The organism is Duganella rhizosphaerae (genome assembly GCF_040364205.1).
GTDB classification, from domain to species: domain Bacteria; phylum Pseudomonadota; class Gammaproteobacteria; order Burkholderiales; family Burkholderiaceae_D; genus Rugamonas; species Rugamonas rhizosphaerae.
In genome coordinates, this window is sequence record NZ_BPWK01000014.1 from 175,314 (window position 1) to 196,867 (window position 21,554).

Annotated in this window: 18 protein-coding genes; 2 read left to right on the forward strand and 16 right to left on the reverse strand. The window is 65.2% G+C overall.

Annotated elements, in window-relative coordinates; translation table 11 throughout:
* Positions 1-27: 27 nt before the first annotated feature.
* The 4 genes from RUGAMON1_RS25375 to RUGAMON1_RS25390 all read right to left on the reverse strand — a co-directional run bounded on the left by RUGAMON1_RS25375 (position 28) and on the right by RUGAMON1_RS25390 (position 5,647).
* Positions 28-2,313, reverse strand: a complete 2,286-nt coding sequence (locus RUGAMON1_RS25375; protein WP_445233131.1) for a putative Ig domain-containing protein — start codon at positions 2,311-2,313, stop codon at positions 28-30.
* 230 nt (positions 2,314-2,543) lie between these two features.
* Positions 2,544-3,269: a helix-turn-helix transcriptional regulator gene (locus RUGAMON1_RS25380; protein WP_445233132.1), complete on the reverse strand. Its 726-nt coding sequence runs from the start codon at positions 3,267-3,269 to the stop codon at positions 2,544-2,546.
* A 13-nt stretch (positions 3,270-3,282) separates the two neighbouring features.
* Positions 3,283-4,320, reverse strand: a complete 1,038-nt coding sequence (locus RUGAMON1_RS25385; protein ID WP_445233133.1) for a response regulator — start codon at positions 4,318-4,320, stop codon at positions 3,283-3,285.
* 13 nt (positions 4,321-4,333) lie between these two features.
* Positions 4,334-5,647 carry a sensor histidine kinase gene (locus tag RUGAMON1_RS25390; RefSeq protein WP_445233134.1) on the reverse strand — a complete coding sequence of 438 codons (1,314 nt, stop codon included), beginning with the start codon at positions 5,645-5,647 and terminating at the stop codon, positions 4,334-4,336.
* Positions 5,648-5,799: 152 nt separating this feature from the next.
* Between RUGAMON1_RS25390 and cqsA the strand changes: the two genes are divergently transcribed.
* Positions 5,800-7,056 carry an alpha-hydroxyketone-type quorum-sensing autoinducer synthase gene (gene cqsA / locus RUGAMON1_RS25395; protein WP_445233135.1) on the forward strand — a complete coding sequence of 419 codons (1,257 nt, stop codon included), beginning with the start codon at positions 5,800-5,802 and terminating at the stop codon, positions 7,054-7,056.
* Between the two features lie 39 nt (positions 7,057-7,095).
* On the opposite strand, the gene RUGAMON1_RS25400 is transcribed toward cqsA, so the two are convergent.
* From RUGAMON1_RS25400 to cuyB, 5 genes are all read right to left on the reverse strand, one after another.
* On the reverse strand, positions 7,096-8,322 hold the full coding sequence (locus RUGAMON1_RS25400) for an ABC transporter permease (RefSeq protein WP_445233136.1): 1,227 nt from the start codon (positions 8,320-8,322) through the stop codon (positions 7,096-7,098).
* A gap of 33 nt (positions 8,323-8,355) precedes the next feature.
* A complete protein-coding gene (locus RUGAMON1_RS25405; RefSeq protein ID WP_445233137.1) occupies positions 8,356-9,108 on the reverse strand; it encodes an ABC transporter ATP-binding protein in 753 nt (250 codons plus the stop codon).
* On the reverse strand, positions 9,108-10,322 hold the full coding sequence (locus RUGAMON1_RS25410; protein WP_445233138.1) for an efflux RND transporter periplasmic adaptor subunit: 1,215 nt from the start codon (positions 10,320-10,322) through the stop codon (positions 9,108-9,110). The genes RUGAMON1_RS25405 and RUGAMON1_RS25410 overlap by 1 nt, the downstream gene beginning before the upstream one ends.
* Before the next feature lie 176 nt (positions 10,323-10,498).
* The gene (locus RUGAMON1_RS25415) at positions 10,499-11,437 is read right to left on the reverse strand and encodes a TauD/TfdA family dioxygenase (protein WP_445233139.1); all 939 of its coding nucleotides are present in this window, start codon (positions 11,435-11,437) and stop codon (positions 10,499-10,501) included.
* 40 nt (positions 11,438-11,477) lie between these two features.
* Complete coding sequence (gene cuyB, locus RUGAMON1_RS25420) at positions 11,478-12,329, reverse strand: cysteate racemase (protein ID WP_445233140.1); 852 nt, start codon at positions 12,327-12,329, stop codon at positions 11,478-11,480.
* A 270-nt stretch (positions 12,330-12,599) separates the two neighbouring features.
* Between cuyB and RUGAMON1_RS25425 the strand changes: the two genes are divergently transcribed.
* Complete coding sequence (locus RUGAMON1_RS25425; protein ID WP_445233141.1) at positions 12,600-13,337, forward strand: helix-turn-helix transcriptional regulator; 738 nt, start codon at positions 12,600-12,602, stop codon at positions 13,335-13,337.
* A 47-nt stretch (positions 13,338-13,384) separates the two neighbouring features.
* Here the strand turns inward: RUGAMON1_RS25425 and RUGAMON1_RS25430 are convergent, their stop codons facing one another.
* The 7 genes from RUGAMON1_RS25430 to RUGAMON1_RS25460 form a co-directional block, all read right to left on the reverse strand.
* On the reverse strand, positions 13,385-14,971 hold the full coding sequence (locus tag RUGAMON1_RS25430) for a pyridoxal-dependent decarboxylase (RefSeq protein ID WP_445233142.1): 1,587 nt from the start codon (positions 14,969-14,971) through the stop codon (positions 13,385-13,387).
* Positions 14,972-15,063: 92 nt separating this feature from the next.
* Positions 15,064-15,732: an energy transducer TonB gene (locus RUGAMON1_RS25435; RefSeq protein ID WP_445233143.1), complete on the reverse strand. Its 669-nt coding sequence runs from the start codon at positions 15,730-15,732 to the stop codon at positions 15,064-15,066.
* 36 nt (positions 15,733-15,768) lie between these two features.
* A complete protein-coding gene (gene asnB / locus RUGAMON1_RS25440) occupies positions 15,769-17,634 on the reverse strand; it encodes an asparagine synthase (glutamine-hydrolyzing) (RefSeq protein ID WP_445233144.1) in 1,866 nt (621 codons plus the stop codon).
* A gap of 186 nt (positions 17,635-17,820) precedes the next feature.
* Entirely contained in the window at positions 17,821-18,576 is a 756-nt protein-coding gene (locus RUGAMON1_RS25445; protein WP_445233145.1) for a thioesterase II family protein, read from the reverse strand.
* Positions 18,577-18,584: 8 nt separating this feature from the next.
* Entirely contained in the window at positions 18,585-20,237 is a 1,653-nt protein-coding gene (locus RUGAMON1_RS25450) for a cyclic peptide export ABC transporter (RefSeq protein WP_445233146.1), read from the reverse strand.
* Between the two features lie 41 nt (positions 20,238-20,278).
* The gene (locus RUGAMON1_RS25455) at positions 20,279-20,653 is read right to left on the reverse strand and encodes a hypothetical protein (RefSeq protein WP_445233147.1); all 375 of its coding nucleotides are present in this window, start codon (positions 20,651-20,653) and stop codon (positions 20,279-20,281) included.
* 7 nt (positions 20,654-20,660) lie between these two features.
* Positions 20,661-21,530, reverse strand: coding sequence for a hypothetical protein (locus RUGAMON1_RS25460; protein WP_445233148.1), 870 nt, complete (start codon positions 21,528-21,530; stop codon positions 20,661-20,663).
* Between the last annotated feature and the right edge of the window lie 24 nt (positions 21,531-21,554).

Here is a 21,554-nt window from a genome sequence, read left to right on the forward strand (position 1 = left end):
CGTCGTTGATCGTGTCTGTGGTTTCAATCAGCGCGCCGTCACCGTCACCGGGATCGTCAGCTGGGCGCTGCCTCCGGCATTATCGGTCACCGCCACCTTCATTTGATAGCTGCCGGCCACCGGCGCGTTCCAGTACGGCATGACGCTCAGGCCGCTGGACTGGAACATCATGCCCAACGGCACCCCGGAGATCGTGATCGACACCGAACTGGCGCCATTGTCCACGATGGTGATCAAGCCCGTCATCGGCTTGCCCGCCACGCCAGTCATGGCCGCGGCCGTGATCACCGGACCACTGGTGGTGATTTGCACCGTGTACCTGGCCTGGCCGCTCAAGCCCGTCTTGCTGTCCTTGGCGGTGACGGTGACGGTGTAGGTCCCCGCCACCGGCTTGGCCCAGCTGACCAGGCCCGCTGTGCTGATCGCCATGCCGGACGGCGCGCCGCTCAGCGCGTAGGTGACCGGATTGACATTGCTGGCCGCCGCCGAGAACGACAGCGCCACGCCCACCTTGCCGCTGATGGTGCCCGACGTCAGCACCGGCGCCGACAACGGCGCGATGACGACGCTGTACACGCCTTGCCCGCTGAGGCCGGTCTTGCTGTCCTTGGCGGTCACGGTGACGGTGTAGGTCCCGGCCACCGGCGCTGCCCAGCTGACCACGCCAGAGCTGCTGACGCTCATGCCGGACGGCGCCCCGGTCAGTGTATAGCTGAGCGGATTGGCCGCAATGGTGGAAATCGTGAACGTCAACGCCGTCCCGACCGTGCCCTTGATGCTGGCCGAGCCCACCTGCGGCGCGGTGGCGATGGTCAGGCCCGACAGCGTCGACAGCAGGCTGGACACGTTCGGCGTGCCCAGGCCAGTCAACTGGTCGTAGCCGGTCTTGGCGGTGCAGGCAGCGCAGCTGCCGTCGCTGCCGGCGGTGATATCGGCAAAGGCGGCTGCGTAGCTGCCCGGAACGGCGGCGATCCCGCCGTACAGGGCCGCGTGCGGCGCGCCCATTGCCGCCTTGCCGTTCAGCGCGCGGGTGGCGTTGGCCACCGCGATCAGGCCGGCCCACTGCGGCGTCGACAGGCTGGTGCCGCCCACGCTGCCCCAGCGCACCGTGCTGCTGCCGGGCGCGATCATCGCCACGTACTGGCCGGACGATGGATCGGCGTTGAAGGCGACGTCGGCCACCGTGCGGCGCGCGGGCGTGCCCATGCCCGGCACGGCGCTGGTCTGGTAGCTCGGCGTAGCGGTGTACAGGCTGACGCCGCCGCCGGTGCCGGACCAGGCCACTTCGGAACGCAGTCCGCTGCCGCTGTAGCTGAGCGTGGTACCACCGACCGCCAGCACGTGCGGCGCGACCGCTGGCCACGACACGCCTGCGCCGGAGTCGCCGGTGGCGGCCAGATAGGTCATGCCGCTGGCGGCGAATACGCTGTCGGAGGAAACGGCACCGCTGCTTTCAGCGCCGCCAAAACTCATCGAGACGATGCCCGGCCCCATGGCGTTGGCCAGCCTGGCGCCGCCCAACAGATTGTTGTAGCTTGCATCGGCGGTTTCGATCAGCACGATGCGCGCCAGTGGCGCGGTGGCGTGCGCCCACTGCACGTCGAGGGTGATTTCGCTGGCCCAGCCGGCGTCGTACGCGGGCTGGGTCGCGGTCATGGCGCCGCTGGCGGTGCTGTACACCACGGCCAGTTCGCAGCCGCTGGTGGAGGCGGCGGCCAGCGGCAGGCTGGCCGTGGCAGCGATGGTCTTGGTGGTGCAGGCCGGCAGGCCGAATTTGGTGTTGAACGCGGCCAGTTCGGCGGCCACGTTGGGGTCATGCTGGGCGTCGAGGATGTAGATGGTCTGGCCGGCGCCCAGCTGGGCCGCCTGGGCCGCCGTCAATGCGCCGCCGGCCGCCGGCAGCGCCGGCAAGCCATAGGCGGCGCGGATCTGGGCCGGCGTGTAGGTCGCCACCACGCCGCCGGTGGCTGCCGGCGCTGCGGCCGCTTCCGGGCTCAGGCTGCGCATGGCTTCCAGGTGACGGCCGCGCAGCGCCTGCATGGTCAGGCGGCGAGTCGAAAGACGCTGGAATTCGGTCGGCACAGCCTGTGTGTGCACCGGCGTGGTGGCGCCGTCGGCATGGTCGTCCGGCGCCTCCAGTTCGACCGGCGCCATGTGGAACGACGGCAGCGCCATGCGCTGGGCATCTTCGGCCGGCAGCGTGCCGGCGTCCAGCAGCAGCGTGGTCGAGCCGGTAGCGAGCGGCGCTGCGCCCTGCACCAGGCGCGGTTCAGCGGAGTTGTCGGTGCCGCCCGCGCCGCATGCGCTCAGCAAGGCAGCCGTACACAGCGCGAGCGCCGGCAGCGCAACCGCAGATGCGTTAAATTTTGTTAAATATTGATTTTTCATCATCCGCCTTCGCGCCGCCATTTTGTATCCGCACGGAAATTATCGCACACTATTTATGCATTGCAAGTTTGGGAACGTATCCATGGCGGGGCAGAAACAAAAAGGAGGACGCCATCCCTATACCCACCGCTAGGCAAGTGAGGCACCGGGGCGGATCAGGTTGACAGCAGGCCCAGCGCGATCGCGCGGCTGATCGCATGGCGCGTCGTATAGACATTCAACTTGGTCGCCACATTACTGAGATGGAAATACGCGGTGCGTTGGGAAATGCCCAGGATAAGACCGATCTCGCGGCTGGTCTTGCCTGCGGCGCTCCAATGGATGCACTCCAGCTCGCGCTTGGACAGCAAGGCGGGCGGTTGCGGCGCCCGCTCGCGCCACAACATCTCCGCGCGGTCATGCAAATACAGGCCGAGCAGCACCAGCGACGCCTGCTGCACGTACGTGGTGGCGAACGGCTGGACGCGGTCGTCATAAAAATCGATACGGCTGGCCGCTTGCCCGCTGCGTACCATCAGACTGAGCGCGTGGATTATCCCCGACGTGTCGAGCAACTGGTAGATCGTCGGCGCCGGCCCGGCGACCTTCGCGGGCTGCCAGCGCAAAGGCAGGCTGGACGCCAGCAACTGACGGCCGATAGGGTCCGAGGCCGCATGCTCGCGATTGGCGAACAAGTTGAGCATAGGAGCGGGCAAGGTACCGATGACATGGCTGAGCGAGCCCTCGCCGCCCTTGACATCCAGCTTCAACATGAACTGGGCAACCCCCAGCCGCGCCAGCACACTCTTGACGCCGGCCTCCAGTTGCCGCCAGTCGGCCGCACCGGCGACGACGGCCACATCGTCATCGGTCAGCCCTTCACTCAGTTTGGAATCCAACATCAGTGTCCTCTCGCTATTGGCGTTTGGGCCGGTCACTCAGAAAATCCGCATACGAATAGATTGGTCCGGGTAAATAGCGGCATGGCAAATCAAACAGGGCCCAGAAATAATCCTGCTGACCCTGGCAATGCTGCGCCGGCAGGCAATACGCCTGCCAGCTGTCTTCAATGGCATCGACGTACATGCCGGTATCGGAAAAGAACGGCACTATCTGCATCGCCTCCAGCCCGGCCACCAGTCCGGCCGGGCCGCCGGCGTCGCGCGCGGCCTCGAAGTGGGCCAGCATGCCAGCCTCGGTCTCGATCACCATCAGCGTCGGTGTACCGTGAAAATCAAAAAACAACAGGCCGGTCGGATTGAGGAACAAATAATATTCCACAAAGTCGTACTGCTTGCGCAAGCGCCCGATCAAGTCAGTCATCACCGGATCGAACAGGAAGGAGTGCGACTGCCGGCCCAGCAAATCCTTCAGCGTGCTGGACTGGTCGACGAAGAAGGCGTTCCCCAGCGTCTTAATGCCGACCGCGAGATGATCCAGCACCGCATGATCGTTTTTGGTCAGGAAGTGGTCGATCAGCCCCTGATTGAACGCATCGATGGCGACCTTGTCGTCGGCCTGCCCGGTAAACATGATTTTCTTGCAAGGCAGATTCCCTAGCGCCTCGCAGACCGCCACTCCGTTCATTTGCGGCATCGCGTAATCGACTACCAGCACCGACGGCGTCAGAAACCGCTTGGGGTTCATCACCCGCCGGTAAATCTGCTCCAGGTCGACCGACACCACGCGCCGCTCCATGGACAGGACCTGCTCGTCGTAGCTGACCTCGATCGACAGGCCGCGGCCGGCGAAGTTCCGGTTCGCTTCGCGTATCCAGCTGATCGCCTCGCCGGCGTTTTGAAACGTCTTGTGGGCGATGCGTGGATCCAGCTGAAACGACAGGCTGTCCAGGAAGCGCTGATTGTCGTCGATGAAGACCGTGGTAGTCGGGTGCTGATAAACACTAAGAAATTTTTCCATTAATGGCAATAAGTAGTCTATGAATGTCGTCACCGCCGGTCCGCAGCTAACACTGCGGATTCGGCTGTGACGGCGCAAACTCCAGGACGAACACGGTGTAATAATGCAATCGCGAAACGCAGCGTATCTGCGCGCCCCACGCGTCGAGCACATCCTTACAAAATGCCAGACCGATTCCGGCGCCGTTCCCTGCTGGGGAAGAGTAAAAGCGCTGGAAGATATTCCGCAGATTCTGGGGCGCAATACCGCATCCGGTATCGATGAACAGCACCCTGGGCCGGGCCCGCGCGCCGTCGATGATGATGCGTATGCGCCCCTTGCCCGCCCGCTGCACCGCGGCGGCCGCGTTGCGCATCAAATTGATCAGGATCATCGAGCACAACTCCGGCTGGCCCTGAAACTGAAAATCCGCGCGCAGCGTCAGCGAGATCATATCCTGTCCCGACGAATTAGTAAAAAAATATCTTTCCTGCGCGGATAAAACCATCGCCAGCATGGAAAGCTCCTGATTCCCCTGCAGATTTTTGTTGCCGGACGTCACCCCCAACAACAGCAAGTCGATCGTCGTGTTCATCATCCGGACTTCGGAGGACACCCGCGTCAGCGCGCCGTCGAAGGCTTCGTGGCCGGCGTCCGGCAGTCGGGCCTCGTACAGGATGCGCCGCATGCCGCGCGAGTTGGCGTCGATGCTGAGCAAAGGCGTGCGCAGTTCGTGCGATACCGTGGCCAGCGCGCTGGCCATGCCCGCAAGGCGTTCGCGCGCCAGGACGTCGCGCCCCACCTTGACCAGCGACACGCAGCCGATGGCAAACACATGGATCGGCCATTGCGTCAGTTCGTCCACATTGAAGCGGGCGTGGGCCGGGCCACCGGCGCCGATCCACCAGTGTTCGCTGTAGGCCAGGTAGGCCAGGCCGGTACCGACCAAATAGACCAGGAACGCGCTGACGGTATCGAAATGGAACAGCACGATCACCGCCACGAGCAGCGACTGGCTCCAGATGTTGTTCCCGCCGTTCATCAGGTACATATAGGTGAAGAAGAACGGCAACATATAGGTCAGGCCGACGAACAGGTAGGCCGAGAGCCAGCGCCGGTCAGCGTAGCGGCGCGCCATGATGCCTGGCACGCACAAGGCGAAACCGATGCCGCGCAGCATGGGGCTTTCGTAGGGCTGCGGTATCCAGCTCCGCCACAGAAAATAAAACAGCGGCATGCCTACCAGGCCGATCCAGGACAGCGCCACCACCCGCTTGACCAGGATGTCGTTGTCATTATTATAATCAATCCACCAACGGCTCGAATCCTGGCGGTACGCCGCCAGGCGCGCGCGCAGCGTCGGCAGCGCATTTTTGATCATATCTTTTTTACAATGTTGATGAAGCAAGTTGTAGGATAGATGCCGTGCGCGTGACAAACGCATGGTCCGGATGCTAGCCGGGCATCGACAACGTAGCAGTAACTCACGGATAACTTCATTAATTTATAAATATCTTAAGCAAGGAACACACTATGGAACAAGCAATCGCCCCCGCCAGCAAACTTAAACTTGCCGCCGAGCAAATTTTACCGAATTTTGTTAACACGCGCATGGACCAGCACTTCTTCGAGCGCGTCGAACGCTTGCTGGGTGGCGAGCACATGCATCAGTGGCGCGCGCCCGGCCCCGACGCCATCTACGTCGCCAGCAACGATTATCTGTGCATCACCTCCGAGCCCGAGCTGATCCTGGCGCAGGTGGCGCAGCTGAAATTCGGCGGCGACATGCTGATGTCCTCGGTGTTCCTGCAGGCGGGCAGCGTCCAGCAGCAGCTCGAACAAAAATTCGCCGCCTACCTGGGATCGCAGGACAGTTTGCTGACCCAATCGGGCTGGGCCGCCAACGTCGGCCTGCTGCAAAGCATCGCCGCGCCCGGTGTGCCGGTGTATCTCGACATGATGGCCCACGCCTCGCTGTGGGAAGGCGTGCTGTCGGCACAAGCGCGCGCGCTGCCCTTCCTGCATAATGATGCAAGCCATTTGAAGCGTCAAGTTGCCAAGCACGGGCCCGGCGTCATCGTGGTGGACTCGGTGTACAGCACCAATGGCAGCCTGTGCCCGCTGCTCGAGGTGCTGGCCGTGGCCGAGGACAGCGGCAGCATCCTGGTGGTCGACGAATCCCATTCGCTGGGCACGCATGGGCCGGAGGGCGCCGGCCTGGTCGCCGCGCTTGGCATCACCGAGCGCGTGCATTTCCGCACGGCGTCGCTGGCCAAGGCCTTCGGCGGGCGCGCCGGCCTGGTCACCTGCTCCAGCAAGTTCAAGAATTATTTCCTGTCGTCGTCGCGTCCGGCGATTTTCAGTTCCTGCCTGCTGACGCACGAGCTGGCGTGGTTCGACGCCGCGCTCGACTTCATCCGGGCGGCCGAAGACCGGCGCCAGGCGCTGCGGCGCAATACCCGGCGCATCCGCGACGGCCTGACTGCGCTGGGCTACAATGTCGGCGACGGCAGCGAACAGATCATCGCGCTGGAGGCGGGCACCGAGCCGTGCACGCTGGTGCTGCGCAAGGCGCTCGAGGAACAGGGGATTTACGGCGCGGTGTTTTGCGCGCCGGCCACCGCCAAGAACCGCTCGCTGGTGCGCCTGACCCTCAACGCCGGCTTGACCGACATCGAAATGGACAAGCTGCTGGCGGTGTGCGCCGACATCCGCGAGCGCGTGGCCCTGTCGTCCTGGTCGTCGACACGCCGCCGTGCACGCGGCGCGGCGGCCTCCGCACCGCAGTGATCGCGGCGCCGGCAGGGCCGGTGCGCACGCGCACCGGCCTCACTCATAGCGCAGGCATTCGACCGGCAGCAGCACCGAGGCGCGGCGCGCCGGATAAAAGCCGAAAAACACCCCGACCAGGCTGGAAAATCCGCACGCCACCACCACCTCCCGCAGCGACACCCAGACCCCGAACTTGCTGTTGGCGGTGATCAGCGAGGCGGCCCCGGTCGCCAGCAGGATGCCGACCGCCCCGCCCGCCAAACAGATCACCACCGCCTCGGTGAGAAACTGCCACAGCACGTCGCGCGGCTTGGCGCCGATCGCCATGCGGATGCCGATCTCGCGGGTGCGCTCGGTCACCGAGACCAGCATGATATTCATGATGCCGATACCGCCAACGATCAGCGAGATGGCGCCGATCAGGCCCAGCAAGGCGGCGATGCCGGTGCTGATCTTCTGCGCGGTTTCCGCGAACGAGGCCAGGTTTTCAATATGAAAATCGTCGGGTTGCTCATACTTGATGCGGTGCCGGTCGCGCAGCGTGTCGTTGATATCGGCGATGCCGTCCGGCAGCGCGAGGCCGGAGCGCCCCTGGGCCACGATGTAATGCACGTTGTCCGGGACCGAACTGCGGATCAGGTTGGCGCGGGCGGCGCTGATCGGCACCAGCACCAGCTCGGACAGGTCTTCGCCGCCGTCGACCTGCTTGCCCTCGCCGTGCAGCACACCGACCACCTGGAAGGCGACGTTCTCGATGCGGATAAACTTGCCGAGCGGATCGACTTTATAGAAAAACTGGTCGGCCAGCTTGCGCCCGATGATGACCATGCGCGCGGCCGCGTGCACGTCGGCGTCGCTGAACAAGGTGCCCTGCTCCAGCTTCCAGTTGCGGATCTTGAACATGGTCGGGGTAATGCCGCGCACCGCGGTGTTGGTCGTTTCATTGCCCACCGCCAGATTGAAGTTGGCCTGCAGCACCGGCGCCGCCCCCACCAGGCTGGGCAGGCTGTTCATCGCCGCCGCGTCCTGCATCGTCAGCACCGGCACCGCGTCCACCCGCGCGCGCTGGCCGCCGGAGCGGTCGCCGCCGGGCACCACGAACAGCATATTGGTGCCCAGCTGCTCGAGCTCCTTGCCGATGAAACCCTGCATGCTGGTGCCCAGCGCCAGCAGCAACACCACCGACGTGATGCCGATAATGATGCCCAGCATGGTCAGCACGGTGCGCAAGCGGTTGGCGTTCATCGAGCGCAGGGACTCCACCACGATCTGCAAGAAATTCATCTGTGTGTTCCGATCCGGTCGCCGGAGGCGACCTTATGCATAGTTTGGTATGTGCGCCGCCGGCGCGGCCAGTTCGGCGTCCGGCGCGCCGTCGTACAGCACGCGGCCATCCTTGAGCCGTATCAGCCGCTTGCTGTAGGCCGCAATATCGGGCTCGTGGGTGACCAGCAGGATGGTGATCCCCCGTTCCCGGTTAAGCTGCTGGAACGAGGCCATGATCTCGATGCTGGTTTGCGTGTCCAGGTTACCGGTCGGCTCGTCGGCCAGCAGCACCGGCGGATCGCCGACCAGGGCGCGCGCGATCGCCACCCGCTGCTGCTGCCCGCCGGACAACTGGTTGGGCGTGCGGCCGGCATAGTCCTTCAGGCCGACCCGCTCCAGTTCCGTCAGCGCCTTGGCGTGCGCCCGGCGGCGCGAGACGCCGGCATAGATCAGCGGCAACGCCACGTTCTCCGCCACGCTCATGCGCTTGATCAGGTTAAAGCTCTGGAACACGAAGCCGATGGTGCGGTTGCGGATGGTCGCCAGTTCGGCGCGCGACAGCGACAGCGTATCGACGCCATTCAACAGATAGGTGCCGCCGCTGGCCTGATCCAGGCAGCCGAAGATATTCATCAAGGTCGACTTGCCCGAGCCGGACTGTCCCATCACGGCGACGAAATCGCCGTGCGGAACCAGCAGGTCGATGCCGTGCAGCACCCGCGTTTCCATGCCGCCGGAGAAATAGCTTTTGGTGACCTGGCGGATGTCGATCAGAGCGCCGGCCGCGGCGCTGCGCGCGCCCATTACAGCAAGCCCGGACTGCCCGGCGTCAGCGCGCGGACGACCACCTTGTCGCCCGGCTTGATCGCCCCCGAACGCACTTCGGTGTAGCGGAAATTCGACAAGCCGATCTGCACGTCGACCGGCACCGCCTGGTTGCGCGCGTCGAGCTTGTAGATTTTGAACGAGCGCGCGGTCTCGCTCTTGCTGAGGAAGGCGACATCGTCCCCGCTCGCCGCCGGCGCGGCCGGCGCCGCCGCGCCGCCACGGCGCTCTTTCTGCAGCCTGGCCTCCTTTTCCAACTCTTCGTCCGACAGCCGGAAACGCAGCGCCGCGGTCGGGATGCGCAGCACGTGCTGGCGGTTGCCCACCACCAGCCGCACCTGCGCCGTCATGCCCGGCTTGAGCAGTTCGTCGCGGTTGGCCACGTCCAGCACCACATTGTAGGTGACGACATTTTGCGCCACCGTCGCCGCCAGCCGGAACTGGCGCATGGTGGCGTCGAACTCCTTGTCGGGATAGGCGTCGACCACAAAGCGCGCCGCCTGCCGGTCTTTCAGCGCGCCGACGTCGGCCTCCGAGACGTTGGTGTCGATCTGCATCTTGGTCAAGTCTTGCGCGATCTGGAACAGATTGGGCGTGGTGAACGCGGCCGCCACCGTCTGGCCGAGTTCGATGGTGCGCTTGATCACCACCCCGTCGATGGGCGCGCGGATCACGCTGTTGTCGAGATCGGCCTGCGCGTGCGCCAATTCAGCCTTGGCCAGTTCGAAATTGGCTTGCGCGACGTCGAGTTCACGGCGCGCCTGGTCGAGCACCAGCGCCGACATATAGTTTTGCGCCACCAGGCGTTCGTTGCGTTCGAACGTGGCCTGCGCCAGCCGCAGCGACGCCGCCGCCGACGCCAGCGCGGCCTGCGACTTGCGGACGCCGGCGTTGAAGATGGTCGGGTCCAGCTTCAGCAGCACCTGGCCCTTCTTGACATGGTCGTTGAAGTCGGCGTTCAGCTCCGCCACCGTGCCCGACATCTGCGAGCCGACGTTGATCAGGGCCACCGGGTTGATGGTGCCGGTGGCCGTCACGGTCTGGGTGATGTCGCCGACGTCGACGGTGGTCGTATGGAATTTCGACACCGGCACCACCGCTTCCTGGTTGGCCTGCAGATAGGAGGCGCCGCCCACCACGGCGGCCAGCAAGCCGGCGCCGAACGCCAGGCGTTTTTTGCCGCGCGCGCGCATCTAGCGCTCCCGCCCGCGCGGGCCGGCAAGCCGGCAAGCATCGGAAGGCGGCCTGGCCGGGCTGGCGGCGGGGGGATGGCGGCGGGTAGGCATAGCGAGTTCTTTCATTGTCGGGGTCGGGTGGCGTGGCCGGCGCGCTGGCGCGCCCTGGCCGCGCATGGCAAGCAAGGAGGGACTCAATTACTCATCGAAACCAGGATTTTGCGCGCGCCGGTGAACGGCGAGCGGCCGTGGGCGGTCAGCATATTGTCTATTATCATCATGTCGCCGGCCGCCCACGGGAAGGCCACGCTCAGGCGCGCCATGCCGTCGCGCACCGCCGCCAGCATGCTGTCGGGAATCGGCGTGCCGTCGCCGAAGCAACCGTATTGCGGCATCTCGAACGGATCGTCGCCATAGATTTCCATAATGGCCTGGTAGACATCAGGCGGATTGGTCGACGGGTGGAACTGGTCGACCTGGTTGAACCAGACCCGTTCGCCGGTGAGCGGGTGCAGCGCGGTGGCCGGGCGCCGCTGGATCAGGCGGATGCCGCCATCGGGCTTCCATGCATACTCGATCGCGCCATCCCTGCAGTACTGTTCGACCACCGAGCGCTGCTCGGTTTCAAAGGTCTGCTGCCATGACTTGCCGATGGTCGCGCCGGCGCCGCCGTGCAGGTTGCGGACATAGGTCACGCCTTTTTCCTCGAATGCGGCCAGCACTTCCGGAGGCAGTTCGCGCAACAGCGCGCGGCTGTCGGCGATCAGCGTGCTGCCGCCGCTGCGCGGCGCCGTGATGCAGCAAAAATACAGGCGCGCCGGCCACGCATGGCTGTACGACAATTCGTTGTGCATCGAAATGCTCAGCTCGGCCGGATACTCGGTCGAGGTGTAGATACTTTCGCTGAGCTTGGTGCGCGGCGAGTTGCCGTCGATGTAGGCGGCGGCGGCGCCGGCCAGCAGCCGGGTGCAGCTCTGGAACTTTTCCATCGTGCCGACGTCAAAATGTCGTAACAGAATCGCGCCATGCTCCAGCAGCAGGCGGTCCAGCTCTGGCCGGCGGTTCTGCAACAGCTCGTGGATATCGGCGCCATCGGCGCCGGCCGGCCATACATAGGGCAATACTTGCGACATCAGAATCTCATCCTTCAGTGGTTGGGAGACGGCCGCCATGCTAGGCGGCAATCGAATAAATATTGCCGCGCGCCGAAGCCAGGCGGTCCAGGCAGTGCTGCGCCAGCACCTTGACCGGATCGATGATCTGGAAGCCGGCCCAGCGATGCCCCTGGATGGCGAACGACAGCTCAGTACACCCCAGTATCAAATGGGTGGCGCCGGAACGCTCGCGCAAGCGGGTGGCGACCTCGATCAACACTTCGATCGCCTTCATGCTGGGCAAGTTGCCGGTGGCCTTGATGCCGAACTCCGTATCAAAAATGGCGGCCATCAAACGCGCCTGGTCGTCGTCGTCGGGGATGGCCAGCGAGCGGTTCAGCTTGCTGAAGTGGCGGGCGTACAAGCCCGACTTGACCGTCGCGGTGGTGGCCAGCAGGCCCACCCGCGCTTGCGGGAAGCTGGCCTCGATATGCTCGACCGCGTTCTCGACCATATTGATCAACGGCATCTTGACCTGGTCGGAAATTTCATCGAAATAAATGTGCGCGGTGTTGCAGATGACGACGCCGAAGTTCGCGCCCAGCGTGGCCAGCTTGTCCAGCGACGTCACCACCGACGGCGCCGGATTGGTGCTGCGGTTCAGGAACGCCTCGACCCGGTTCGGGATGTGGGGATCCGAATACAGGATGAAGGGCACATGGTCGACGTCCTGCTTGGCCGTCGTGTTGAGCGCGATAAGCTGCTGGGCGAAATACAGGCCTGCAGCCGACCCCATGCCACCCAAAATTCCTATTTTTTCCACCATGAAGAGACTCCGATCTGGTCTTGCCGCACTGATTGGGGAGAGGCGTCGGCGCGCCAGGACGGCAGCCGCGCAAGCCGGTCCGACGACGGACGGGAGAATTATCATGCAAGCCGGCACGCATCAAAAAGCACCTGGTTTTCTTTGCGTTTTTGTCATCCTGGTGCATACTTAAAGGTTTGGCAAAATTAAAGGGCGGCTGCGGCGGCCGATCGGCCACGGCTGGCCGCCGCCACGGCGGCATTAAATAACTAGCAATATTGTCAGGTGTCGAAGCACGGCGTTTTCATTACAATTCTGCCATCGTCGAAGAACGGTCATGGTTACAGACCATCGGAAAATTCCATCCGTTTTTAACAACAACGAAGCTTTCTCTCCATGTCAGTCACTACCTACGCCTATTCCGCTCTAGAGCAAATTCACGCCTGCAACAGTCCGGCCGAACTGACCGCCTTCACCCAGCGATTGATCTGCGACCTGGGGGCCACGTCCTACGTCTACTCGATCCATATCACCGACGACCACATGCCGGAGCAGTTCAGCCAACGCCATGTCATGAGTTCCGACGATGAATGGTGCGAGCTGTACAACAAGCGCCGCTGGTTCATGAACGACCCGTTTCTTGAATACGCCAAGCGCAACTCATCGCCGGTGTGCGGCAGCGCGGTGCTGCCCAGAACCCAGGGCCAGCAAGACATGCTGCAGATGGCGGGGAAATATGGTTTTCTCAGCGGCATGCTGGTGCCCACCCACAGCAGCAACAATGTGGAAGAGCGTCTCAGCATGCTGTACGTCGGCTCCGACGCCCCGCCGGAAGTGGGCGAGCCGCTGCTGAAGACCTTCCGCATCTTCTACCGGGCGCTGGGCATGGAACTGATGGACTGGTGGATCAACCACCTGCGGGAAAAGGCGGCCGAGAAATTCAAGCTCAACGAGGAAGAAATCCAGCTGCTGCAGCTGTCAAAGAACGGCTGCGTAGTGTCCGAGATCGGCGCCAAGCTGAGCATGAAACCCAGCAATCTGTACCGTAAATTCGACATCATCAAGGACAAGTTCAACGTCGAAAAGATCGGCGAAGCGGTGCGTGCCGCCAACCGTTGCGGCCTGCTGGGCTAGCCGCGTAAAGGGGGCGGCGCCAGCGCCGCCGCCCGGCGGCGCCGTGCTCAGCGCGATTCCGGCCGCGCCAGCTCCTGCAGCAGGCGCTCGCCCAGCAGGCGCTGCTCCGCCAGGATTTCCTTCAGATGCACGGTGCTGGTATTGACGTTGCTCAGCACGATGCGCAGCACATCGATGTCGCCGCCGTGGCGGGTCGATTCCAATATCGTCCGCGAAACAAAGCTCAGTCCGGTTTCCTTCTGCCGTGTCTGCAACGCGATATTCAGCGCATTCAGATACCCGTTGAGCGCGGCCGCCTGGTCCAGCCGGCCTTGCTCGGCATAGGCGGCCAGCTCCCGCTTCATGCGGTAAGGCACGTAGCGGTAGGTCAGGATGAACGTCGGCGACGCCGAGATCAATTCAAAGTCCTCGTCGTTGCCGATCAATTCCTGCATCGACTGCGCCAGGCGCGCGCACTGCGCCAGCAGCGCCGCGTAGCCATTGGTGCCCAGCAACTTGAACGAGAGCCACAGCTTGAGCGCGTCGAAGCGGCGCGAGCCCTCCAGCGAGGTCTGCCCGAGGTCGCCGGAACTGCTGCGGATGATGTAGTTGGCATGGTGTTTCAGGGAATTGAGGCTGGCGCTGTCCTTGAACAGCACCACGCTTTGCGCCATGCTGACCCACAGCAGCTTGTGGCCGTCGATCACCACCGAATCGGCCAGCTCGACGCCGCGGTACAGCGCGCGATGCGCCGGCGACAGCATCAGCGCGCCGCCCCAGGCCGCGTCCACGTGGAACCAGGCGCCTTCGCGCCGGGCGATGCCGGCCAGCGCCTCGAGCGGGTCGATCGCCCCGGTCTCGGTGGTGCCGGCGATCCCGACCAGCGCCAGGATCTGTATGCCGCGGCTTTTCAGCACGGCGATCCGCTGCTCCAGCGCCGCCAGGTCGACGCGGTTGTCGGCGTCCACCGGCACCGCGTGGATCGCCTCCTCCCCCAGCCCGAGGGTGGCCAGCGCCTTCTTCATCGAGTAGTGGATGCGGGCCGAGCCCAGCACCGCGAAGCCGGCGCAGTCGGCCTGGCGCATGGCCGCATACAGGCCGTGCTTGCGCACGCCCGGCAGGCGCCGCTCCAGCGCCACCGCCATCGCGGTCAGGTTGCCGGTGGTGCCGCCGCTGACCATATTGCCCAGCGCCGTGCTGGTGGCGTTGAAGGCGTCGGCGTAGTACGCCTCGCTGTTCTGATAACACAGCTGATGGAACCAGCCGATCACCTGCTTTTCGATCAGTGTCGACACATACGCGGTCTCGACCTTCACCTGGTTCTGGTTCAGGGCGCCGATGAAGGCCTCGGCCAGCACCGAGATCCACGGCAGCGCCTGGGTCATGTGGCCGATGTATTTCGGATGGTTCAGCTGTATCGAGTGCTCGAACACCTCGCTCTCCAGCGCCCGCAGCAAGGCTTCGGGCGGCATGCCTTCGGCCGGCATGCCGGCGCAGTCGAAGCGCTGTTTCAGCGCCGCGATCGACAGCGTCGGATAGGGCTGCGGGCGGGTACCGGCCAGCCAGTCGCCCATGATGCGCAGCGCGCCAGACAACAGTTCGGGCGCGTTGGCCAGGCTATCGACATCAAAATATGCTTGAAATTCATTTTTCATCAAAAGTTCTCTCATCTGCGACAGCAAGCTCGGTGCGGCATCGACGGCGTCGATGCCGGTAGGCGCCGGCGGCGCGGGCGCGGACGCCGCGCCTAACCCCGGCTCAGGCGGAACTTGACCGGCACCAGCGCGTACACGCTGAGCGCCTTGCCGTTTTCCATATAGGGCTTGAACAAGGCCCCCATGACGGCCACGCGCGCCGCCTCGTCCAGCCGCGCCGAGCCGCTGGACTTCTCCACGCTGGCGCGCAGCGGCGCGCCAGCCTCGGACACCAGCACCAGCATCAGCGTGTCGCCCTCCTCGTGCTCGCGGCGCGCCTTGGCCGGGTATTCCGGCGACGGCTTGCGCAGATACTCGACCTCCGAACTGATGGTCTTGATCCGCCCGCCCTCGCCGCCGGCGGCGGCGCCGCCCTGGGCGCCGGCGCCGCCGCCCTGGGCGCCGCTCTGGGCGCCGGATGCCGGCGCCGGCGCCGCCACCGGCACCGGCGCCGGTGTTTCCACCACCACCAGCACCGGCAGCGGCGCCGGCACCGTCACGCGCGGCGCCTCCACCAGGGGCAAGGCCGGCGGCGCGGCGTCGGCGCCGCCGGCCGGCGCGGACGCCGCCAGCAGCCGGACCGTGACCTCGCTGTGCGCGGCCGGGACGGCGCGCCACATGCCGGCCCCCTTCAGCAGCCATAACAGCAGCAAATGGACCAGCAACACCCAGGCCAGCGGCGCCAGGCGCCGCACGCCGCGCTTCAGCGCCGCTTCATGCATCAATGTCCTCGCTCTCTGGCGGGCCGGCCGACCGCGTCAATGGTCCGGCATCCCGAAGGTTTGCAGGAAGATGCCGAAGGTTAGCACCGTCATCAGCAAATCGCTGTCAAACGGCAGGTTCAACTTGAATCCCGGACGCGAATACACCTTCCTCAGACGCTCCACCGTCTCCGGGTTGAAATACCCCTGCTTGGCGATCACTTCCGGCGACAGCAGCTCGTTGACCCAGTCGATGTTTTGCGCCAGCAGGGCCGGACTGCCGGGCGCGACGAAGTGAAACTTCTCGCGCTGGAAGATCGACGCCGGCAGATAGCGCTTGGCCACCTCCTTGACGATGTATTTCTCCACCAGGCCGTTGAGCTTGAGGCGCGGCGGCAGGCGCGCGGCGAATTCCACCATGCGGATGTCGAGGAAGGGATAGCGCGCCTCGATCGAGTTGGCGTACGACACCCGGTCGCCGTGGTCCGCCAGCAAATGGTCCGACAGGCGCAGCTTGAAGTCGACATACGAGCGCTGGTGGATCGGGTGGCGCCCCTTCATCTTGGCGCGCTGCAACAGGTCGCTGCGCACCGCGTTGAACTGGCCGAAACGCGCGCCGACCGCCGGGCTGTACAGGTCCAGCTTGACCGCCTTTAGCGCCAGGTAGTTTTTCTCGTAGAAGAAGCTCTTGCTGCCCCATAAGGTGTTGCGTTCCTCGTCCTCCAGCATTTCGTCCAGTTCGCGCACGCCGTCGACCTGGCCGGCGCGCATGGCGTCGAAGCGGTAGCCGACATAGCCGGCGAACAATTCATCGGCGCCCTCGCCGGTCAGCACCACCTTGACGCCGCTGTCCCGCACCAGCTCGGACAGCGCCAGCGAACAGGTATTGTACGATTCCTTGAGCGGCGCCTCCGAATAATACACCGCCGAGCGCAGGCGTTCGGCCACCTGCTTCCAGTCGAACTGGATTTCGTGGTGGGTGGACGCGATGTGCTGGGTGTAGGCGCGCTGGAAGGAGCGCTCGTCGTGCTCGGCGTCGTCGAAGGCGATCGAGAACGAATGGCGCAGCGGATCGGGCGCCACCGCTTGCGCCACGCTGCCGATCAGCGAGGAATCGAGTCCGCCGCTGAGGTAGTAGCCGACCGGCACGTCGGCGTTCAGGCGGTCCTTGACGGCGCGCCGCAGGATCTCGTCGAATTCGTCCAGATACTGGCCGTCGTCGCCGTGGTCGGGCGTGGTGGTGGCGAAATTGAGGTCCCAGTACTCCTTTTCCTGCATCGCGCCGTTGGTCTTGACGAGCAGGTAGTGGCCGGGGCGCAGCGCCGAAATATTCTCGAACATGGTGGTCGGGCTGACGCTGCCGGGGAAGCTCAGCACCTGGTCCAGGCCGCGCAGATTGACCGCGCGCTTGACCGCCGGATGGGCGATCACCGCCTTGATCTCGGAACCGAACACCAGGCTGCCGGCCGCCACCGTATAGAACAGCGGGCAGATGCCGACGTGGTCGCGCACCAGCAGCAACTGCTTTTGCGCATCGTCGAAGATGGCGAAGCCGAACTGGCCGTTCAGCTTTTTCATGAACTCCAGGCCGTATTCCTGGTACAGCGGGATCAGCACCTCGACGTCGCATTCGGTCTTGAAGCGATAGCCCTTTTGCTGCAGCTCGTGGCGCAATTCGCGGTAATTGTAGATCTCGCCGTTGCAGATCGAAACGATGCGGCCGTCTTCGCTGAAGAACGGCTGATTGCCGTGCTTCAAGTCGATGATGGACAGGCGCCGGAATGCCAGGCCCACTTCATTTTTCAGGCAGTAGCCGGCATCGTCCGGTCCGCGGTGGATCAGCTGATTGGCCATATGGACCAGCATGCCCTCGGTGGTCGCGCGCTGGTGGTTCAAATCAAGAGTGCCTGCAATGCCACACATAAAAACGTTCCTTCTGGCGGTGGAGAAAATAGCCGGTGCGCCCGGCGCGGCCGGCTTACGGTTCGATCGCGCGCGGGGGCCATGGCCGGCCGGCGTCATGGCGGGCCATTGTCTTACAGACGACGCGCAACACCAACGGCGCAAATTATTTGCAGACTTCGCGCTTTCATGCTCAATTGCGGCGCGCTAGGCGCGGCAGCTTGCCGTCAGCAGGCCCAGTTGCGCTCCGACAAACTCGATCACTTGCTCGCGGCACTGGTTCAGGAAGAAATGGTCGCCCTCGTACCACTCGATGTGGCACGGCTGGCGCGACTCCAACTGCCAGCCCTCCAGCTGCGCGGCGGTGGTGTGCTCGTCGTCGCGGCCGGCCAGCACCGAGACCGGCAGGTCCAGCGGCGCGCGCGCCTGGTAGGCATAGGTCTCGGCCAGCAGGAAGTCGGCGCGCACCATGGGCAGCAGCAGCGTCATCAGCTCGCGGTTGGCCAGCACCTCGGGCGGCGAACCGTTGTACTCGCGCAGCGACTCGATCAACTCGGCGTCGCCCATCAAGTGCAAGTCCAGCGACGGGCTGCGCCGCTGCGGCGCGTTGCAGCCGGAGGCGAACAGATGCACCGGCGCGGTCCAGCCGCGGCGCTGGCGGTAGCCGGCCACCTCGAACGCCAGCAGCGCCCCCAGGCTATGGCCGAAGAACGCGAACGGCATCGGACTGTCGCGCTCGATCACCTCGGCGATGGCCGCCACCAGCAGCGCCATGTCGCGCCACGGCGCCTCGCCGAAGCGCGCGCCGCGCCCCGGCAGCTGGATCGCGCACACCTCGATCGCCGGATCGAGCGCGGCCTGCCACGGCGCGTACACCGCCGGTCCGCCGCCGGCATAGGCGAAACAGTACAGACGCAGGCGGCGCCCGGGGGCCGGCCGGCGTATCAACCACGGATTGCTCATATCGCTCCTCATGCTACGTGCAGCGCGCCGGGCGTCGCGGCGTGCTCGCCGGCCACCGCCTGCAGCTGGCCGTCGGCCAGCTTGATGATGCGGTCGGCGCAGTCGAAATAGCCGTCGTCGTGGCTGATCACCAGCACGGTCTTGCCGCGCGCCTTCAGCTCCGGCAACAGCTCGGTGTAAAACACCCGCTTGAACGCCGGGTCCTGGTCGGCCGCCCATTCGTCAAACAGATAGACCGGACGGTCTTCCAGGTAGGCCGAGACCAGCGCCAGCCGCTTGCGCTGGCCGGTCGACAGATCGCGCGTGGAAAACTTGCCGTCCTCGATGCTGACCTTGTGCGCCAGGCCGAACTTGGCGATGAACTCGGTGGCGCGCGCCTCCAGCGCGGCGCCGCGCTCGACCAGCAGATGCTCGAACAGATGGAAGTCGGCGAACACGGCGGAGAAATGCTGGCGGTACTGGTCGACGTTGTCGGCCGTGACGGCCTCGCCGTTCAGCGCGATATGGCCCCCCTCCGGCAGGTACAAACCCAGCAGAAGCATCGCCAGCGTGGTCTTGCCGCTGCCGTTGCCGCCGATGATGAACACGCATTCGCCCTGGGCGATCGTCAGGTCCAGCGGCCCGAGCATGAACTGGTGGTCCTCGGTCAGTCCCGGATAGCGGTGGCACACCTGCCGCAGTTGCAGGCGCAGCGGCGCCTGGCGCGCGAACGCCGGCGCGGCGGCGCCCGGCGCCGGGGCGTCCAGCGCGCCGTTCAGCTGCTCCACCTTGTCCATCGATATGCCGGCCTGGCGCAGCGCCGGCACCATCGCGGTCATGTCGGCGATCGGCTTGATCAGGTACATCAGGATCAGCGTGGTCGTGGCCAGCACCTCGGCGCCCTGCGGCAGCCAGAGCGGCACCAGGAACAGCAGCACGCCGATGATCAGGTAGAACAGGATCATGCCGACGTTGTTGACGGTGGTGTAGCCGATCATGGCGGCGCTGTACGCGTGGCGAAAACGCTCGGCCGACGGCGCGATGACATCGTCGACAAACCGCGTGCCGCGCCGGGCGTTGAGCTGCAGCTCCTTGCTGCCCTCGATGAGGTCGCGGAAATACGCATATAGCTGGTCGATGTGCTGGCGCACCCGCACCAGCTGCGCCATCGGCCGGCGCTCGGCGAGCGTGAAGCCGGCCACGCACACCACCAGGCACACCACGTAGATCAGGAACAACTGCCACGACAGCCAGGCCATGTAGGCCAGGCAGGCGGCGATGACGATCAGGTTGCCGAACGCGGCCGGCAACAGCTGGAACGCGCCGATGACGATATCGATGTCCTTGGTCAGGATGGTCAGCAGCCCCGGCTTGCCGAGCTCCTGCAGCTTGCGCAGCGGCGTCGCCAGCAGCTTGCGGCTGATCTCGGTGCGCATATGGAAAATCGCCGTCTGCGTGGTGCGCAGCAGCGCCACTTCCGCATACGACTTGCTGGCCACGTTCAGCACGCACAGCGCGAAGAAGGCGCCCGCCAGCGGCAGCAGCGCCGCGCCGTCGCCGGCCAGTCCCTTGCCGATGACGCCGACCAGGGCGGCGCCGCTGATGCCGCTGACGATGCTGCTGAGCGTGGCCAGCAGCAGCAGCCGGCCGGCGTGACGATAGATATAAGACAGTAATTTCATGAGACCCCACCCGTGGAAAGTGCCCGGCGTCCGCCCGGGTGTTACTTCTCGCCGATTTGCAGCGCGATATCCTGCAGCTGATACTTCCTGACGACGCCGTCGGCGCCGAAGATGATCTTCAACTCCTTGATCGTCCTGCCGTTGTTGGCCAGCCGGCCGACCAGCGGAATGAAGGAGGCGAATCTGGCGGCGCCCTCCTCATAGCTGTAGACCCAGACCTCGGCGCCGCTGGCGAACGGCGTCACCTCGCCCTCGCCCAGCGCGGCGCGCACCTCGGCCTTGGTGGTCTTGCCGACCACCAGCACCCTTGCCGCCTGTTCCTGGGTCAGGTCGCGCACGCCGCCGGCGCCGCGCGTGGCGCAACCGCCCAGGCCGGCGGCCAGCGCGCCCATCAGTACTATCGCTGCTATCTTCATCGTCAGGCTACTCCTTGGGTTGGCCATGGGCGGCGGCCGCCGGCCCGTTCAGCGCGTCGTCGACGTAGGTCAGCTCGACCAGCGTGTCGTCGGGCCAGCTCTCGTCCCACAGCGGGATGTAATACAGCCGGTCGCGCAGCAATTTCCAGTCCAGCATGTCGGCGACGAAGTCGGGACTCTTGCTGCCGAACAGCGCGAACGCCGGCAACTCCTGGCGCCGCTTGCCCGCCACCAGCGCCACGCCGAACACCGGCCGTTCGCCGAAATACAGCATGCTGACCCCGCGGTTGTTGCACGGGTCGACGCCGGCGGCCACCAGCAGGTGGAAGGCCGGCGTCTTGATGCCGGCCGCCAGGTCGGCCGCCATCAGGTCGACCTTGCACTCGAGCCGCAGATCGCCGAGTCGGCGCGCGTTGGCCGGCACCCCGGGGCTGCGGACGTCGACCCGCCAGGCAAAGCTCTTGGCCGGGCGGTTGGTGCTGACGAAGGCGCCCTCGGCGGCGGCGGCGGCATCGCGCGGCAGGCTGAAGCCGAGCTGCGCGTCGAGCGGCAGCGTCTGGTCGAGCTTGTCGCCGCTGAGCTTGACGACCAGCCCCGCCGTGTCGAGCGGCGCCACGCGCGGATACAGCCGGAAGCGCAGCGCCGCCGCCGGCGCCAGCGCGTGGTGGCGCTGGAACAGTTCCATGCCCTTGTAAATCTTGTCGTAGGGCTTTTCGTCCACCTCGCGCAGCGCGCTGACGTCGACCTCGCCCAGCGTCGCCACCGGCTTGGCCGCCTCGCTGGCGGCCGGCGGGCTGGCCTGCTGGGCGGCCGGCGCGGCCCGGGCCAGGCCCAGCGCCGCCATCAGCAGCGCGCTTGAAATACTCCGGTGCTTCATGTGTTCTCCTGTGAAATGTGATGC

Excerpts from the sequence above, each read along its gene's own strand:
- RUGAMON1_RS25430 (WP_445233142.1), bottom strand. The coding sequence starts at position 14,971 with ATGAAAAATGAATTTCAAGCATATTTTGATGTCGATAGCCTGGCCAAC.
- RUGAMON1_RS25390 (WP_445233134.1), bottom strand. The coding sequence starts at position 5,647 with ATGATCAAAAATGCGCTGCCGACGCTGCGCGCGCGCCTGGCGGCGTAC.
- asnB (WP_445233144.1), bottom strand. The coding sequence starts at position 17,634 with ATGTGTGGCATTGCAGGCACTCTTGATTTGAACCACCAGCGCGCGACC.
- RUGAMON1_RS25435 (WP_445233143.1), bottom strand. The coding sequence starts at position 15,732 with ATGCATGAAGCGGCGCTGAAGCGCGGCGTGCGGCGCCTGGCGCCGCTG.
- RUGAMON1_RS25445 (WP_445233145.1), bottom strand. The coding sequence starts at position 18,576 with ATGAGCAATCCGTGGTTGATACGCCGGCCGGCCCCCGGGCGCCGCCTG.
- RUGAMON1_RS25425 (WP_445233141.1), top strand. The coding sequence starts at position 12,600 with ATGTCAGTCACTACCTACGCCTATTCCGCTCTAGAGCAAATTCACGCC.
- RUGAMON1_RS25415 (WP_445233139.1), bottom strand. The coding sequence starts at position 11,437 with ATGTCGCAAGTATTGCCCTATGTATGGCCGGCCGGCGCCGATGGCGCC.
- cqsA (WP_445233135.1), top strand. The coding sequence starts at position 5,800 with ATGGAACAAGCAATCGCCCCCGCCAGCAAACTTAAACTTGCCGCCGAG.
- RUGAMON1_RS25410 (WP_445233138.1), bottom strand. The coding sequence starts at position 10,322 with ATGCGCGCGCGCGGCAAAAAACGCCTGGCGTTCGGCGCCGGCTTGCTG.
- RUGAMON1_RS25400 (WP_445233136.1), bottom strand. The coding sequence starts at position 8,322 with ATGAATTTCTTGCAGATCGTGGTGGAGTCCCTGCGCTCGATGAACGCC.
- RUGAMON1_RS25455 (WP_445233147.1), bottom strand. The coding sequence starts at position 20,653 with ATGAAGATAGCAGCGATAGTACTGATGGGCGCGCTGGCCGCCGGCCTG.
- RUGAMON1_RS25380 (WP_445233132.1), bottom strand. The coding sequence starts at position 3,269 with ATGTTGGATTCCAAACTGAGTGAAGGGCTGACCGATGACGATGTGGCC.
- RUGAMON1_RS25450 (WP_445233146.1), bottom strand. The coding sequence starts at position 20,237 with ATGAAATTACTGTCTTATATCTATCGTCACGCCGGCCGGCTGCTGCTG.
- RUGAMON1_RS25405 (WP_445233137.1), bottom strand. The coding sequence starts at position 9,108 with ATGGGCGCGCGCAGCGCCGCGGCCGGCGCTCTGATCGACATCCGCCAG.
- cuyB (WP_445233140.1), bottom strand. The coding sequence starts at position 12,329 with ATGATAATTCTCCCGTCCGTCGTCGGACCGGCTTGCGCGGCTGCCGTC.
- RUGAMON1_RS25460 (WP_445233148.1), bottom strand. The coding sequence starts at position 21,530 with ATGAAGCACCGGAGTATTTCAAGCGCGCTGCTGATGGCGGCGCTGGGC.